The organism is Streptomyces sp. NPDC088810, from assembly GCF_044750305.1.
GTDB lineage: Bacteria > Actinomycetota > Actinomycetes > Streptomycetales > Streptomycetaceae > Streptomyces.
In genome coordinates this window covers 239,604-255,498 of sequence record NZ_JBIVJQ010000001.1, presented here as the reverse complement: position 1 = coordinate 255,498, position 15,895 = coordinate 239,604, and the positions used below count along the sequence as shown (strand labels likewise).

The window sequence follows — 15,895 nt, the reverse complement described above, 5'->3', positions numbered from 1 at the left end:
TTTCCCTATGACTCTACTGGGGAGCCGGGACCGGTTCGGACGCGAGTTCGGGGGATCGGCCGGCGAGGCGCTCGCGCCAGGCGGCGAGGACCGCCTCGTCGGTGGGCCTGGTCGCCAGGGAGACGGCGACGTAGACCGCGAGGGAGGCCAGCAGGCCGTAGTAGACGGGTTCGTTGGCGAGGATGCCGTAGCCGGCCATCAGGCCGATGACGGCGAGGCCGCCGACGACGACGGAGGCCAGCGCGCCCTGGACCGTGCCGCGCTTCCACAGCAGGCCGCCGAGGATGGGCACGAGCAGGCCGCCGACGAGGAGGTTGTAGGCGACGGTGAGCGCCTCGACCACGTTGTTCAGCGCGATCGCCGTGCCGATCACGGCCAGGCCCATGATCAGGATGAAGGCGCGGTTGCCCTTGACCTCGTCGTGTTCCTCGCCGCCGCGGCGTACGACACCGCGCAGCCGGGACCAGATGTCGTTGTTGGCGACCGTGGCGCAGGCGATCAGGGCGCCGGAGGAGGTGGACATCACGGCGGCGAGGGCGGCGGCCAGGACCAGGCCGCGCACGCCGACGGGCAGCTCGTCCTTGACGATGGTGGCGAAGGCGTCGTCGGCGCTGCCCAGGTCGGGGTAGAGCACCTTGGCGGCGGTGCCGATCACCGCGCCGGCGAGGGCGTAGGCCAGACAGTAGGTTCCGGCCACCGTGCCGCCCCATTTGGCGGTCTTGTCGCTGCGGGCGGTGAACACGCGCTGCCAGATGTCCTGGCCGATGAGCATGCCGAAGGTGTAGATCAGCACGTAGGTGAAGATCGTCTCGCCGCCGATGCCCAGCGGGTCGAAGTACGAGGTCGGCAGCTTGGCCTTCATCTCGGAGAACCCGCCCGCCTTGACGACGGCTATCGGCAGCAGGAGCAGGAGCACGCCGATCGTCTTGACCACGAACTGGACCATGTCGGTCAGCGTGATGGACCACATGCCGCCGAGGGTGGAGTACGCGACGACGATCGAGCCGCCCAGGATGATCGCGACGGTCCGGTTCATGTCGAACAGGACGTCGAAGATCGTGGCGTAGGCGATGGTCGAGGTCACTGCGAGCATGAGGGTGTACGCCCACATGACCACGCCGGAGATCACGCCGGCCCGGCCGCCGTAGCGCAGGTCGAGCATCTCGGAGACCGTGTAGACCTTCAGGCGGGCGATGCGCGCCGAGAAGAAGACCGAAAGGGCGAGCAGGCCCAGGCCGATGGTGAAGACCATCCAGGCGCCGGAGAGGCCGTACTGGTAGCCGAGGCCCACCCCGCCGATGGTGGAGGCGCCGCCGAGGACGATCGCCGCCATGGTGCCGGAGTACATGGCGGGCCCGAGGCGCCGGCCGGCCACCAGGAACTCGCTCTTGGACTTGGCGCGGCGCATGCCCCACCAGCCCATGGCCAGCATGCCGGCGAGATAGACGACGATCACTGTGTAGTCGACGGCCATGGGGCGGCCCTCCTTCGCGCACTGTCCGGTGGCGTGTCGTGCAGATGCTTCGGTGATGTGTCGGCAGCGGCTCGCGGGGACATCCGCCCGTACCCGCGGCTGCCGTGCCCACCCGACACTAGGTGGCCGGAAAGCGACTGCGAAGTGTACGTTTCATCCATATGAACGGGGCGGGATGGAGGGAACGCACACCATGCCGGAGACGATCGCCCCAGCGGTCCCACCGACCCCACCTGTCCCGCTCCAGGCGCTGCTGGCCCGCGAGGACCTCGCCCTGCGGCAGATCGCCGGGCCGGCGGATCCGGGGATCGTGATCCACTGGGCGCACACCTCGGAGATGGCCGACCCGTACCCGTACCTGCTGGGCGGCGAGCTGCTGCTGACGGCCGGGGTGCACATCCCGGAGGCCGCCGGCTCGGGCACCTACTTCGAGGACTACGTCTCCCGGATCGTGGCGGCGGGCGGCGCCGCCCTCGGCTTCGGGCTGGCCCCGGTGCACGACACGGTCCCGCGCGCCCTGGTCGTCGCCTGCGAGCGGTACGGCCTGCCGCTGCTGGAGGTGCCGCCGCAGACCACCTTCTCCGGCGTGGCCCGCGCGGTGTGGCAGCTGATGGCACAGGCCCGGCTGGCCGAACTGCGCCGGGTCACCGAGGCCCAGCAGAGCCTCGCGGCAGCCGCGTCCCGGCCGGATCCGGTCCCCTCGGTGCTGCGCCAGCTGGCCCAGCGGCTGGGCGGCCGCGCGGTGCTGTACGGGCCCGACGGCACGGAGGTCGCGGGGGCGGGCCGGGAGACCCCGGAGGCCGTGCGGACGGCGCTCGCGGAGCTGGCCGGGGTGGTGCGCCCGACGACGGCAGCGGCCGCGGACACCGGCCGTCCGCCCGCCACCCCGGTCTCGCCCTCGGCACCGGGCCCGGTGCCGACACCGTCCGGACCGGCGACCCGGCCGAGGCCCGCCTCCCCCGCCCAGGCCTCCCCCGCACCCCCGGCCCCCACCGCACCGGCCACCCGCCCGCACCCCGCCTCCGCACCAGGGCCGTCGACGGCACCGGCCGGTCCCCCCACCCGGCCGAGACCCGCCTCCCCCGCCCAGGCCTCCCACGCCTCCCCCGCAGCCACCCGTGCGCACCCCACCTCCGCCACCGACACGCACGGCTCGACCCACCTCGCCGTCTACGCGCTCGGGGCCGGAGCCGGGTTCGTGCTCGGTGTGGCCGCTCCCCGGCGCGACCCGGGGGACCACACCATCGCCTCCGTCGCCGCCGTCCTGCTGTCCCTGCTGACCGGTGAACACCAGAGCGGGGCCGGGGCGGCCCGGTCCTCCGCGCTCGTGCGGCTGCTGCTGGGCGCCCCGCCCGAGCAGGTGGCCCCGCTGCTCGGCACCGGGCAGTGGCTCGTCGTCCACGCGCGGCCGGAGGCGCAGGCACCGGACGCGGTCGCGGCCTCCGCGCTCGGCGCCGCCCTGGGCTCACCGCTGGTCGACCTCGCCGGTGACGTCGTACGGGTGCTGGTGCCGGCGGACCGGGAGCCGGAGCCGCAACCCGGGTGGACGCTCGGGGTGAGTGCCGCGGCCGGGCCGCCGGAGTGGCCGGCCGCCGACACCCAGGCCGCCCGTGCCCTCGCCCGGGCCCGCGCGACCCGTACCCCGCTGGTCCGGCACGCCGCCCGCCCGGCGCTGGAGGACCTGGTGCCGCGGGCGGACGCCGACACGCACGCCCGTACGCTGCTCGCTCCCCTCGCGGGGCAGGCCGCGCTCGCCGAGACCCTGCGCACCTGGCTGTCGCTGCACGGCAGTTGGGACCGTACGGCGGTGGCGCTGGACGTGCACCGCAACACCGTGCGGCAGCGGATCGCCCGCTGCGCCGCCCTGTTGGCCGCCGACCTGGACGACCCGGACGTCCGGATGGAGTTGTGGTTCGCGCTGCGGCGGACCTGAGGACCGGGCCCGGAGAGCCGAGTGACCCCCGTCCCAGCGGGCGATATGCCAAGGACGCCGGCCGCGGGCTGCCCCACAATGGAGGCATGCCGATATCCGGGACACCCAGCCGCGCCCAGCTCGTCGAACACCTGGTGCGCACCCGTATCGCGGGGGACGTCGCCACGCCCCGCGAGAACAACCTCTCCCACTACCGCCAGCTCGCCAACGGTGTCCGGGGCTTCTGGTTCGGCCTGGAGCTGGGCGACCGCTGGACGGACGAGCAGGACGTGCTCGCGGTGATGGCCGAGCGGGTGGGTGTCAACGACGACCCCGAGTACCGGTACGGACAGGACACCATCGACCCCGAGCTGACCGTGGACGCGCTGGACCGGATGGCGGCGCGGCTGCGCAAGGCGGCCGAGGGGCGGCAACGGGTGCTGTTCGCGACCGGACACCCGGGCGGTCTGCTGGACGTGCACCGGGCCACGGCCGCCGCGTTGCGCGCCGCCGGCTGCGAGATCGTGGTCATCCCGGACGGGCTGCAGACGGAGGAGGGGTACGTCATGCAGTTCGCGGACGTGGCCGTGCTGGAGCACGGGGCCTCGCTGTGGCACACCCACTCGGGCGAGCCGATGCGGGCCGTTCTGACCGGACTCGAGCGGGAGGGACGGCCGTTGCCGGACCTGGTGGTCGCGGACCACGGCTGGGCCGGGTACGCGGGTCAGCACGGCGTCGACTCCGTCGGGTACGCCGACTGCAACGACCCGGCCCTGTTCCTCGCCGAGTCCGAGGGCACCGTCCAGGTCGTCGTGCCGCTGGACGACCATGTCGTCAGCCCGCGTTACTACGACCCCATGACGGCGTATCTGCTCGCCGAGGCGGAACTGGCCTGACGGCGTGCCGGATCTGACGGAGTGACAGGCGTGACGTGCGGTCCCGTCGCCGGGGCCGCACGCCGCGCTCAGTGCGTGGTCGGGTCAGTGACCGTGCCCACCTCCTCCGTTGCCGCCATGGTCGCCGCCGTAGCCGCCGTTGTCGCCGTGGTCACCGCCGTAGCCACCGTTGTCGCCGTGGTCACCGCCGTAGCCACCGTTGTCGCCGTGGTCGCCGTGGTCGCCGTAGTCGTCGTCATCGTCGCCCCACGAGCTGTGGTCGCCGTGACGCCCGTTGTCGTCGTCTCCCCAGCTGCTGCTGTAGGAGCCGTGGTCGCTGTGGTCCGCGGCAGAGGCGGTCCCGGCTGTGCCGATCGCGGCTCCGCCGGCCAGCAGGAGGCCGGAGGCGGACAACGCGACAAGACGCCTCGTGCGCTGTGATCGCATGGGAGTACCTTCCATCTCCATCGTCTCTCGCGACTCCCGGCGGAAGGCGCGAGGTGGATGGCCACGCCGCTGCAGATGCGAAGATGCGGCGCGGTCTTCAGATGTCACCGCAATGAAGTGATACGAAACGGCGTCGAGAACCCCCGGATGCCGGGCGCACCGGCTGAACCGGGCAGGCCGTTCGTTGCGGCTTTCACTAAAGGAGCCTACTGCCGCATGGGTCACATGTCTTCCGGGAGCGGCACCACCCCGTGCCCAGGCGCACATCCGTCGGGCCGTCAGCGCGGGACGCGGACCACGCCCTCCTGGATGACCGAGATGGCGAGCCGTCCGTCCTGGGTGTAGATGCGGGCCTGACCGAGGCCGCGGCCGCCGTGCGCGGACGGCGACTCCTGGTCGTACAGCAGCCATTCGTCGGCGCGGAAGGGCCGGTGGAACCACATCGCGTGGTCCAGGGACGCCCCGACGACGTCCCCGACGGCCCAGCCGCCGCGCCCGTGCGCGAGCAGCACGGAGTCGAGCAGGGTCATGTCGGAGACGTAGGTGGCGAGGACCACGTGCAGCAGGGGGTCGTCGTCGAGTTTGCCGTTGGTGCGGAACCACACCTGGGAGTGCGGCTCGCGCGGCTCGCCGTACTGCCCGTACGGCGGCTCGTCCACGTACCTCAGGTCGATCGCCTCGCGGGCCTCCAGGAACCGCTCCACCACCTCGGGCGCGAGGTGGCCGTAGCCGCGCAGCCGCTCGTGGGAGGTGGGCAGGGTCGCCGGGTCGGGCGCGGCGGGCATGGGCGCCTGGTGCTCCAGCCCGTCCTCGTAAGCCTGGAAGGACGCCGAGAGGTGGAAGATCGGCTTGCCGTGCTGGACGGCGACGACCCGGCGGGTGGTGAAGGACCGGCCGTCCCGGATGCGGTCCACGGTGTAGACGATCGGCGCTCCCGGGTCGCCGGGGCGCAGGAAGTACGCGTGCAGGGAGTGGGCGGGCCGGTCCGCGGGGACCGTCCGCCCTGCGGCGACCAGCGCCTGCGCCGCGACCTGCCCGCCGAAGACGCGCGGGACGACGGCGGAGCGGGAACGGCCGCGGAAGATGTTCTCCTCGATCTGCTCGAGGTCGAGCAGATCGAGGAGATCCTGGAGTGCCTGGCTCATGGCGTCAGTTGTACCGGCCAGTGATCGCGTGTCGGTGTCGCGGGCCTTACAGGCCCATGTCCTTGGCGATGATCGTCTTCATGATCTCGCTGGTGCCGCCGTAGATGCGGTTGACGCGGTTGTCCGCGTACAGGCGGGCGATCGGGTACTCGTTCATGTAGCCGTAGCCGCCGTGCAGCTGGAGGCAGCGGTCGATGACGCGGTGCGCGACCTCGGTGCAGAACAGCTTCGCCGAGGCGGCCTCGGCCGGGGTCAGCTCGCCGGCGTCCAGGGCCTCCAGGGCGCGGTCGGCGACCGCCTCGGCGGCGTCCACCTCTGCCTGGCAGGCGGCCAGCTCGAACTTGGTGTTCTGGAAGTGCGCGACCGGCTTGCCGAAGACGGTGCGCTCCTGCACGTACTGCTTGGCGAACCGGACGGCGGCCTTGGCCTGCGCGTAGGCGCCGAAGGCGATGCCCCAGCGCTCGGAGGCCAGGTTGTGGCCGAGGTAGTAGAAGCCCTTGTTCTCCTCGCCGAGGAGGTCCTCGACCGGCACCTTGACGTCGACGAAGGCCAGCTCGGCCGTGTCGGAGGTGCGCAGGCCCAGCTTGTCCAGCTTGCGGCCGACGGAGTAGCCCTCGGACTTGGTGTCCACGGCGAACAGGGAGATGCCGTGGCGGCGGTCCTCGGCGGTCGGCGCGGCGGTACGGGCGCAGACGATCACCTTGTCGGCGTGGACGCCACCGGTGATGAAGGTCTTGGCGCCGTTGAGGACGTAGTGCGTGCCGTCCTCGGAGAGCCTGGCGGTGGTCTTCATGCCCGCGAGGTCCGAACCGGTGCCCGGCTCGGTCATCGCGATGGCCCACATCTCCTCGCCGGTGACGAACTTCGGCAGGTAGCGCTTCTTCTGCTCGTCGTTGGCCAGCATCTTGATGTAGGGCAGGGCGAGCAGCACGTGCACGCCGGAGCCGCCGAACTGGACGCCCGCGCGCGAGGTCTCCTCGTAGAGGACGGCCTCGAACTTGTGGGTGTCCAGGCCCGCGCCGCCGAACTCCTCCGGCACGCTGATGCCGAAGACGCCCAGCTCACCGAGCTTGTAGTAGAAGTCGCGCGGCGCCTGGCCGGCGGCGAACCACTCGTCGTACACCGGTACGACCTCGGCCTCGATGAAGGCGCGAAGGGTCTCCCGGAACGCCTCGTGATCCTCGTTGAACACCGTACGGCGCACGCCGTCACCTCCACGTACCTGACATCGGCATGTCTAAGCGCTTGCTCACTCAACCGTACCGGCGAGTACGGAACCCCGTCCAGAGGGGTTCCGCCGTAACGCTCGTCACGCCCGCTTCACTGGCAGCCCCAGGCGGATGCCACGGACACAGGCCTCCGCGCAGCGGCGCGCCCATCCAGTAGCGCCGCAGCGAGCGCGGCCACCGCCCGTAGCGCTCTCGGACCCGTCACTCCCCCGGCCGTGGAGCCGCTACTCCTCGCCGGCCGCCGCGAACGCTCCCCGCGCCATCCGGTGCAGCAGCACCGCCGTCGTCTGGCGGCCGGGGAGCGTGCCGGCGCGGCCGAGGTGCGGGGTGGAGTTGAGCAGGCCGAAGACCGAGTGGACCGCGGAGCGGGCGGCCGGCTCGGTCAGCCCGGGGTACACCTCGCGGACCACCTCCACCCACAGCTCGACGTACTGCCGCTGCAGCTGCCGCACCAGCTTGCGGTCGCTGTCGCGCAGGCGGTCCAGCTCACGGTCGTGCAGGGTGATGAGCGGGCGGTCGTCCAGGGCGAAGTCGATGTGGCCCTCGATCAGGGAGTCGAGGATCCGGGTCGCCGGCACCCCGTCGGCCTCGGCCAGCCGCCGCTTGGCACCGGTGAGCAGCTGTCCGCTGATGCCGACCAGCAGCTCGGCGAGCATCGCGTCCTTGCCCGGGAAGTGCCGGTACAGACCGGGGCCGCTGATGCCGACCGCGGCACCTATCTCGTCGACACCGACGCCGTGGAAACCGCGCTCGGCGAAGAGCCGGGCGGCCTCCTTGAGGATCTGCTCGCGGCGGGTCGTGGCGTCGGTTCTGGTGACCATGCGGTCAATTCTAGACAGCGAGGTTAGCGGTCGTTAACCTGAAGGAAATGGTTAACGCTCATTAACTGGTTCGATCACCGGGTGAGGGGACCGCAGGATGCAGGAGGCACCGGAGCTGACGAGCGCGGCAGACCCCGCGTCGGAGGCCTGGCGGGCCAATGAACAGGCCCATCTCGCCCTCGTGGAGGAGCTGCGCGCCAAGCTGGCCGCGGCGGCCCTCGGCGGCGGCGAGAAGGCGCGGGCGCGGCACACCGCGCGCGGCAAGCTGCTGCCGAGGGACAGGGTGGACACGCTGCTCGACCCGGGCTCGCCCTTCCTGGAGCTGGCCCCGCTCGCGGCCGACGGGATGTACGAGGGACAGGCCCCGGCCGCCGGGGTGATCGCCGGGATCGGCCGGGTCGGCGGTCGCGAGTGCGTGATCGTCGCCAACGACGCCACGGTCAAGGGCGGCACGTACTACCCGATGACGGTGAAGAAGCACCTGCGCGCGCAGGAGGTGGCCCTGGACAACCGGCTGCCGTGCGTCTACCTGGTCGACTCCGGCGGGGCCTTCCTGCCGATGCAGGACGAGGTCTTCCCGGACCGGGACCACTTCGGCCGGATCTTCTACAACCAGGCGCGGATGTCCGGCGCCGGCATCCCGCAGATCGCGGCCGTCCTCGGCTCCTGCACGGCCGGCGGGGCGTACGTGCCGGCGATGAGCGACGAGGCCGTGATCGTCCGCAACCAGGGCACGATCTTCCTCGGCGGGCCGCCCCTGGTGAAGGCGGCCACCGGCGAGGTCGTCACCGCCGAGGAGCTGGGCGGCGGCGAGGTGCACTCCCGGGTCTCCGGGGTCACCGACCACCTCGCGGAGGACGACGCGCACGCCCTGAGGATCGTCCGGAACATCGTGGCCACGCTGCCCGCCCGGCGCTCCCTGCCCTGGGAGGTGCAGCCGTCCGTCGAGCCCAAAATCGACCCCTACGGGCTGTACGGCGCCGTCCCGGTCGACTCCCGCACCCCCTACGACGTCCGCGAGATCATCGCGCGCGTGGTCGACGGTTCCCGGTTCGCCGAGTTCAAGAGCGAGTTCGGGCAGACCCTGGTCACCGGGTTCGCCCGGATCCACGGCCACCCGGTCGGGATCGTCGCCAACAACGGCATCCTGTTCGCCGAGTCCGCCCAGAAGGGCGCCCACTTCATCGAGCTGTGCGACCAGCGCGGCATCCCGCTGGTGTTCCTGCAGAACATCTCCGGCTTCATGGTCGGCAAGGACTACGAGGCGGGCGGCATCGCCAAGCACGGCGCCAAGATGGTGACGGCGGTGGCCTGCACGCGCGTGCCGAAGCTGACGGTCGTCGTCGGCGGCTCCTACGGCGCGGGCAACTACTCGATGTGCGGCCGGGCGTACTCGCCCCGCTTCCTGTGGATGTGGCCCAACGCCAAGATCTCCGTCATGGGCGGCGAGCAGGCCGCCAGCGTCCTGGCCACCGTCAAGCGCGACCAGCTGGAGGCGCGCGGCGAGGAGTGGCCGGCCGAGGAGGAAGAGGCCTTCAAGGCACCGATCCGCGCGCAGTACGAGCGCCAGGGCAACGCCTACTACGCCACCGCCCGCCTGTGGGACGACGGCGTGATCGACCCGCTGGACACCCGTCAGGTCCTCGGCCTCGCCCTGACGGCCTGCGCCAACGCGCCTCTGGGAGAGCCCCAGTTCGGCGTCTTCCGGATGTGAGGAGGGGAACCGTGTTCGACACAGTGCTGGTGGCCAACCGGGGCGAGATCGCCGTACGCGTCATCCGTACGCTCCGCTCGCTGGGCGTGCGCTCGGTGGCGGTCTTCTCCGACGCCGACGCCGACGCACGGCACGTCCGGGAGGCCGACACGGCGGTACGGATCGGTCCGGCACCGGCCGCCGAGAGCTATCTGTCGGTGGAGCGGCTGCTGGAGGCCGCCGCCCGCACCGGCGCCCAGGCCGTCCACCCGGGGTACGGGTTCCTCGCCGAGAACGCGGGCTTCGCGCGCGCGTGCGAGGAGGCGGGGCTGGTCTTCATCGGCCCGCCCGCCGACGCGATCGCGCTCATGGGCGACAAGATCCGCGCCAAGGAGACGGTGAAGGCGGCCGGGGTGCCGGTCGTACCCGGCGGGCGTGACCCCGACCTGGCCGCGGCGGCCCGCGAGCTGGGGGCGCCCGTGCTGCTGAAGCCGTCCGCCGGCGGTGGCGGCAAGGGCATGCGGCTGGTGCGGGACATGAGCGTGCTGGAGGAGGAGATCGCCGCCGCCCGCCGCGAGGCCCGCGCCTCCTTCGGGGACGACACCCTGCTGGTGGAGCGGTGGGTCGACCGGCCCCGGCACATCGAGATCCAGGTGCTGGCCGACGGCCACGGCAACGTGGTCCACCTCGGCGAGCGCGAGTGCTCCCTCCAGCGGCGCCACCAGAAGATCATCGAGGAGGCGCCGAGCGTCCTCCTGGACGAGGCGACCCGGGCCGCGATGGGCGCGGCGGCCGTGCAGGCGGCCCGCTCGTGCGGGTACCGGGGCGCGGGCACGGTCGAGTTCATCGTCCCGGGCGGCGACCCGTCGTCGTACTACTTCATGGAGATGAACACCCGCCTCCAGGTGGAGCACCCGGTCACCGAACTCGTCACCGGGCTCGACCTGGTCGAGTGGCAGCTGCGGGTGGCGGCCGGGGAGCCGCTGGGCTTCGCGCAGGAGGACCTGCGGCTGACCGGGCACGCGGTGGAGGCCCGGATCTGCGCCGAGGACCCCGCGCGCGGGTTCCTCCCGTCCGGCGGCACGGTGCTGCTGCTGGACGAGCCCCAGGGCGACGGCGTCCGCACCGATTCCGGGCTGAGCGAGGGCACCGAGGTGGGCAGCCTCTACGACCCGATGCTGTCCAAGGTGATCGCCTACGGCCCCGACCGCGCGACGGCGCTCAGAAAGCTGCGGGCGGCCCTCGCGGAGACGGTCACGCTGGGCGTGCAGACCAACGCGGGCTTCCTGCGCCGGCTGCTGGCCCATCCGGCCGTGGTGGCGGGCGAGTTGGACACCGGTCTGGTCGAGCGGGTGGTGGACGAGCTGGTCCCCGCCCAGGTGCCGGAGGAGGTGTACGAGGCGGCGGCGGCCGTGCGGCTGGCGGCGCTGCAACCGCGCGCGGAGGGCTGGACCGACCCGTTCTCGGTGCCGAGCGGCTGGCGGATGGGCGGCACCCCGAAGCCGCCGTCCTTCCCGCTGCGGGTGCAGGACCCGGTGACCCACACGCCCCGGGGCGCCCACACGGTCACCGGGGACCGGGTGTCCGTCACCCTCGACGGCGTCCGGCACACCTTCCGCCGCGCCGGCGACTGGCTGGGCCGCGACGGCGACGCCTGGCACGTCCGCGACCACGACCCGGTGGCCGCGTCCTTGAACCGCTCGGCCCACGCGGGCGCCGACTCGCTCACCGCGCCCATGCCCGGCACGGTGACGGTGGTGAAGGTGGCCGTCGGGGACGAGGTCGCCGCCGGGCAGAGCCTGCTGGTGGTGGAGGCGATGAAGATGGAGCACGTCATCTCCGCCCCGCACGCCGGCACGGTCGCCGAGCTGGACGTGACGCCGGGCACCACGGTCGCCATGGACCAGGTGCTGGCCGTCATCGCACCGCACGAGGAGGTGGCGCAGTGACCGCCGGGGGACTGCCCATGGTCGTGCCGGCCCCGGACCTGCCCGCGCGGGTGCGGATCCACGAGGTCGGCGCGCGCGACGGACTGCAGAACGAGAAGACGGCCGTGCCGACGGCGGTGAAGGCGGAGTTCATCCGCCGGCTGGCCGCCGCGGGCCTGACCACGATCGAGGCGACGAGCTTCGTGCACCCCAAGTGGGTGCCCCAGCTCGCGGACGCCGAGGAGCTGTTCCCGCTGGTCCGGGAGCTGGGCGCCGACCTGCCGGTGCTGGTGCCCAACCAGCGGGGCCTGGACCGGGCGCTGGCCCTCGGTGCCGAGCGCGTCGCCGTGTTCGCCAGCGCCACCGAGTCCTTCGCGAAGGCCAACCTCAACCGCACGCTGGACGAGTCCCTGGCGGTGTTCGAGCCGGTGGTGCGGCAGGCCAAGGACCGGGGCGTGTACGTGCGCGGCTATGTGTCGATGTGCTTCGGCGACCCGTGGGAGGGCGCGGTGCCGCTGCACCAGGTGGCCCGCGTCTGCACGGCCCTGCGGGACATGGGCTGCGACGAGCTGAGCCTCGGCGACACGATCGGGGTGGCCACCCCGGGCCATGTGCTCGAACTGCTCTCTGCGCTGAACGAGGAGGGGGTGCCGACGAACGTGATCGGCGTGCACTTCCACGACACCTACGGCCAGGCGCTCGCCAACACGCTGGCCGCGCTGCGACACGGCGTGACCACGGTCGACGCCTCCGCGGGCGGGCTCGGCGGCTGCCCGTACGCCAAGTCCGCCACCGGCAACCTCGCCACCGAAGACCTCGTCTGGATGCTGCACGGACTCGGCATCGAGACGGGGGTCGACCTCGGCCGTCTGACCGCCACCAGCGTGTGGATGGCCGAACAGCTGGGCCGGCCCAGCCCGTCCCGTACCGTCCGCGCTCTCTCCCACAAGGACCAGTGATCAGCATGGACCACCGCCTCAGCCCCGAGCTGGAGGAACTCCGCCGTACGGTCGAGCAGTTCGCGCACGATGTCGTCGCGCCGAAGATCGGCGACTTCTACGAGCGGCACGAGTTCCCGTACGAGATCGTCCGGGAGATGGGCCGCATGGGCCTGTTCGGACTGCCGTTCCCGGAGGAGTACGGCGGGATGGGCGGCGACTACCTGGCCCTGGGCCTCGTGCTGGAGGAGCTGGCCCGCGTCGACTCCTCGGTGGCCATCACGCTGGAGGCGGGGGTGTCGCTGGGCGCGATGCCGATCCACCTCTTCGGCACGGAGGAGCAGAAGCGGCAGTGGCTGCCCCGGCTCTGTTCCGGCGAGATCCTGGGCGCGTTCGGCCTTACGGAACCCGACGGCGGCAGCGACGCCGGGGCGACCCGTACGACGGCCCGCCTGGACCCGGACACCGACGAATGGGTGATCAACGGCACGAAGTGCTTCATCACCAACTCCGGTACGGACATCACGGGCCTGGTCACGGTGACCGCCGTGACCGGCCGCAAGCCGGACGGCAGGCCGGAGATCTCGGCGATCATCGTCCCGTCCGGCACGCCGGGCTTCACGGTGGCGGCGCCGTACTCGAAGGTCGGCTGGAACGCCTCCGACACGCGTGAGCTGTCCTTCGCCGACGTCCGGGTGCCCGCCGCCAACCTGCTGGGCGAACAGGGCCGCGGCTACGCCCAGTTCCTGCGCATCCTGGACGAGGGCCGCATCGCGATCGCCGCCCTCGCCACCGGCCTGGCCCAGGGCTGCGTGGACGAGTCGGTGAAGTACGCCAGGGAACGCCACGCCTTCGGCAGGCCCATCGGCGCCAACCAGGCCATCCAGTTCAAGATCGCCGACATGGAGATGAAGGCCCACACGGCCCGCCTGGCATGGCGCGACGCGGCCAGCCGCCTGGTGGCCGGCGAACCCTTCAAGAAGGAGGCGGCCCTGGCCAAGCTCCACTCCTCCACGGTCGCCGTCGACAACGCCCGCGACGCCACCCAGATCCACGGCGGCTACGGCTTCATGAACGAGTACCCGGTGGCCCGCATGTGGCGCGACTCCAAGATCCTGGAGATCGGCGAGGGCACGAGCGAGGTCCAGCGCATGCTGATCGCCCGTGAACTCGGGCTGGTGAGCTGAGCCCCGCACGGGACCGGCGCCGCACGGCTGCCGGTCCCGTGTCATGGAATACGCCAACTCCACGGGAAGCAGGGGCCGTCCACAGGTCCCGCACAGGACGGACGGGTGGCCACCCGCCCCTGGACATCAGCTGAGGTTAGGCTAACCTACCTTGGAACTTGTCCGGCGGGCGCTTCGCCCCGTTCGAAAGCAGTCATACCCATGCCCCTCGCCCGTGCCACCCACCTCACTCGCCGCGGCCTGCTCGCCGCCGGCGGCGCCCTCGGTCTCGGTGCCGCGCTCGCCGCCTGCGGGGACGACAAGGGCAAAGACAGTGGCTCCGGCACGGAGGCGAAGGGCGGGAAGTCCGGGCCCTGGTCCTTCAAGGACGACCGCGGCACGACCGTGAAGCTGGACAAGGTGCCCGCGAACATCGTCGCGTTCACCGGTGTCGGCGCCGCGCTGTACGACTACGGCATCCAGGTGAAGGGCGTCTTCGGTCCGACGAAGACCACCGCCGGCAAGCCCGACGTCCAGGCCGGCGACATGGACATCAGCAAGGTGACGGTCCTGGGCAACGCCTGGGGCCAGTTCAGCATCGAGAAGTACGCCTCTCTCGCCCCGGACGTGCTCATCACCACGATGTTCGACGGCGCCAGCACCCTCTGGTACGTCCCCGAGGAGTCGAAGAAGAAGATCGCCCAGCTCGCTCCCAGCGTGGGCATCTCGGTCTACGACCGCCAGCTCACCCAGCCGCTGCAGCGCATGTGGGACCTCGCCGAGTCGCTCGGCGCGGACATGAAGGCCGCGAAGGCCGCCGACGCCAAGAAGCGCTTCGAGGACGCCGCCGCCCGGCTGCGCGCGGCCGCCAAGGCCAAGCCCGGCCTCAAGGTGATGGCCGGTTCCGCGAGCGACCAGCTGTTCTACGTCTCCGGCACCAACCTCTCCATCGACCTGGAGTACTTCAAGGCCCTCGGCGTGAACTTCGTGGAGCCGCCGGAGAGCGCCAAGAAGCAGGGCGGCGGCTGGTACGAGTCGCTCAGCTGGGAGAACGTCGACAAGTACAAGGCCGACATCATCATGATGGACGACCGCTCCTCGGCCATCCAGCCCGCCGACATCACCAAGGCCACCTGGAAGAAGCTGCCCGCGGTCAAGGCCGGGCAGGTCATCTCCCGCTCCCCCGAGCCGATCCTGTCGTACGACAAGTGCGTGCCGCTGCTGACGAACCTGGCCGAGGCCCTGGAGAAGGCCAAGAAGGTCAGCTGACCCCCGACAGAGCCCTGGACCCCCACTCTCAGGAGCCCACATGACGACGGCCGTGGCCGCCCCGTTCCGTTTCTTCGCTCTTCAGGTCGTACGGACGAGGCGGCTCGGCCCGTCTCTGGTCCGGGTCACCTTCGGCGGAGCCGATCTGCACGCCTTCCACTCCGACGGGCGGGACCAGTCCCTGTCGCTCTTCCTCCCGCACCCCGGGCAGAGCGAACCCGTCGTCCCGCTGGAGCTGGGCGACGGCTGGTGGCAGGGCTGGCGGGAACTGCCGGACGACGTGCGGGCGGTGATGCGCTCGTACACGCTCAGGGCACTGCGCAGGGACCCCGACGAGGTCGACATCGACTTCGCGCTGCACGGGGTCGAGCCGGGTGCCGCCACGCCCGCCGGGCCGGCCTCCCGCTGGGCCGCGCGGGCCGCCGCCGGCGACCGGGTGCTGCTGCTCGGGCCCGCCGTCGCCGACAACCGGGCGATCCGGTTCCGCCCGCCCGAGGACACCGGGCTCGTCGTGCTGTGCGGCGACGAGACCGCCGTACCGGCCGCGACCGCGATCCTGGGGTCCCTGCCCGCCGGCACCCGGGTCCGGGCCTGGCTGGAGGTGCCGCACGCCGGTGACGTCCAGGACGTGTGCACGGACGCGGACGCGGAGATCACGTGGCTCGTACGGCACGACGGGTCCCCCATGGCCGTCGACGCCGTACGGGCCGCCCAGCTCACCGACACCGAACGGGCGTACGTGTGGCTCGCGGGCGAGTCCGGTCAGGTCAAGGCGCTGCGGCGGCACTTCGTCGGCGAGCGCGGGGTGGACCGGCGGCGCGTCACCTTCGTCGGCTACTGGCGGCAGGGCATGACGGAGGAACAGCTCCGGGCCGCGGAGTAGCACCGGGCGCGTCCCTTCCGTGACATCGATTGCGGAGAGGTGCGCCTCGACCCGCGTAACTTAGGTTAGGCTAACCTAAGTTGAACCCGACGGACCGTCCCCTCGGAGGACCCCC

Annotated in this window: 13 protein-coding genes; 8 read left to right on the top strand and 5 right to left on the bottom strand. The window is 72.0% G+C overall.

Translation table 11 applies throughout. The annotated features are described in order from the left end of the window. Positions 1 to 13: 13 nt before the first annotated feature. Entirely contained in the window at positions 14 to 1,474 is a 1,461-nt protein-coding gene (locus tag ACIP4Y_RS01160; RefSeq protein ID WP_401386153.1) for a sodium:solute symporter, read from the bottom strand. Positions 1,475 to 1,667: 193 nt separating this feature from the next. Between ACIP4Y_RS01160 and ACIP4Y_RS01155 the strand changes: the two genes are divergently transcribed. Beyond that, positions 1,668 to 3,407 carry a PucR family transcriptional regulator ligand-binding domain-containing protein gene (locus tag ACIP4Y_RS01155; protein ID WP_401386150.1) on the top strand — a complete coding sequence of 580 codons (1,740 nt, stop codon included), beginning with the start codon at positions 1,668 to 1,670 and terminating at the stop codon, positions 3,405 to 3,407. Between the two features lie 86 nt (positions 3,408 to 3,493). Next, a complete protein-coding gene (locus ACIP4Y_RS01150) occupies positions 3,494 to 4,282 on the top strand; it encodes a phosphatase (protein ID WP_358638368.1) in 789 nt (262 codons plus the stop codon). Positions 4,283 to 4,366: 84 nt separating this feature from the next. Here the strand turns inward: ACIP4Y_RS01150 and ACIP4Y_RS01145 are convergent, their stop codons facing one another. The 4 genes from ACIP4Y_RS01145 to ACIP4Y_RS01130 all read right to left on the bottom strand — a co-directional run bounded on the left by ACIP4Y_RS01145 (position 4,367) and on the right by ACIP4Y_RS01130 (position 7,903). After that, entirely contained in the window at positions 4,367 to 4,708 is a 342-nt protein-coding gene (locus ACIP4Y_RS01145) for a hypothetical protein (protein WP_401386146.1), read from the bottom strand. A gap of 278 nt (positions 4,709 to 4,986) precedes the next feature. Beyond that, entirely contained in the window at positions 4,987 to 5,853 is an 867-nt protein-coding gene (tesB, locus tag ACIP4Y_RS01140) for an acyl-CoA thioesterase II (RefSeq protein ID WP_358638365.1), read from the bottom strand. Between the two features lie 46 nt (positions 5,854 to 5,899). Further along, positions 5,900 to 7,057 (bottom strand): acyl-CoA dehydrogenase family protein, encoded by a 1,158-nt coding sequence (locus ACIP4Y_RS01135; protein WP_401386142.1) that lies wholly within the window; start codon positions 7,055 to 7,057, stop codon positions 5,900 to 5,902. Positions 7,058 to 7,306: 249 nt separating this feature from the next. After that, positions 7,307 to 7,903, bottom strand: a complete 597-nt coding sequence (locus tag ACIP4Y_RS01130) for a TetR/AcrR family transcriptional regulator (RefSeq protein WP_401386139.1) — start codon at positions 7,901 to 7,903, stop codon at positions 7,307 to 7,309. 97 nt (positions 7,904 to 8,000) lie between these two features. On the opposite strand from ACIP4Y_RS01130, the gene ACIP4Y_RS01125 reads away from it, so the two are divergent. From ACIP4Y_RS01125 to ACIP4Y_RS01100, 6 genes are all read left to right on the top strand, one after another. Continuing rightward, positions 8,001 to 9,617 carry a carboxyl transferase domain-containing protein gene (locus tag ACIP4Y_RS01125; protein ID WP_401386136.1) on the top strand — a complete coding sequence of 539 codons (1,617 nt, stop codon included), beginning with the start codon at positions 8,001 to 8,003 and terminating at the stop codon, positions 9,615 to 9,617. Between the two features lie 11 nt (positions 9,618 to 9,628). Beyond that, entirely contained in the window at positions 9,629 to 11,545 is a 1,917-nt protein-coding gene (locus ACIP4Y_RS01120; protein ID WP_401386133.1) for a biotin carboxylase N-terminal domain-containing protein, read from the top strand. Positions 11,546 to 11,562: 17 nt separating this feature from the next. Further along, a complete protein-coding gene (locus tag ACIP4Y_RS01115; protein WP_401388595.1) occupies positions 11,563 to 12,483 on the top strand; it encodes a hydroxymethylglutaryl-CoA lyase in 921 nt (306 codons plus the stop codon). Positions 12,484 to 12,488: 5 nt separating this feature from the next. Next, the gene (locus ACIP4Y_RS01110) at positions 12,489 to 13,649 is read left to right on the top strand and encodes an acyl-CoA dehydrogenase family protein (protein ID WP_358638353.1); all 1,161 of its coding nucleotides are present in this window, start codon (positions 12,489 to 12,491) and stop codon (positions 13,647 to 13,649) included. A gap of 201 nt (positions 13,650 to 13,850) precedes the next feature. Continuing rightward, a complete protein-coding gene (locus tag ACIP4Y_RS01105; protein ID WP_401386129.1) occupies positions 13,851 to 14,897 on the top strand; it encodes an ABC transporter substrate-binding protein in 1,047 nt (348 codons plus the stop codon). Between the two features lie 40 nt (positions 14,898 to 14,937). Next, positions 14,938 to 15,780, top strand: a complete 843-nt coding sequence (locus tag ACIP4Y_RS01100) for a siderophore-interacting protein (protein ID WP_401386126.1) — start codon at positions 14,938 to 14,940, stop codon at positions 15,778 to 15,780. Positions 15,781 to 15,895 lie beyond the last annotated feature (115 nt).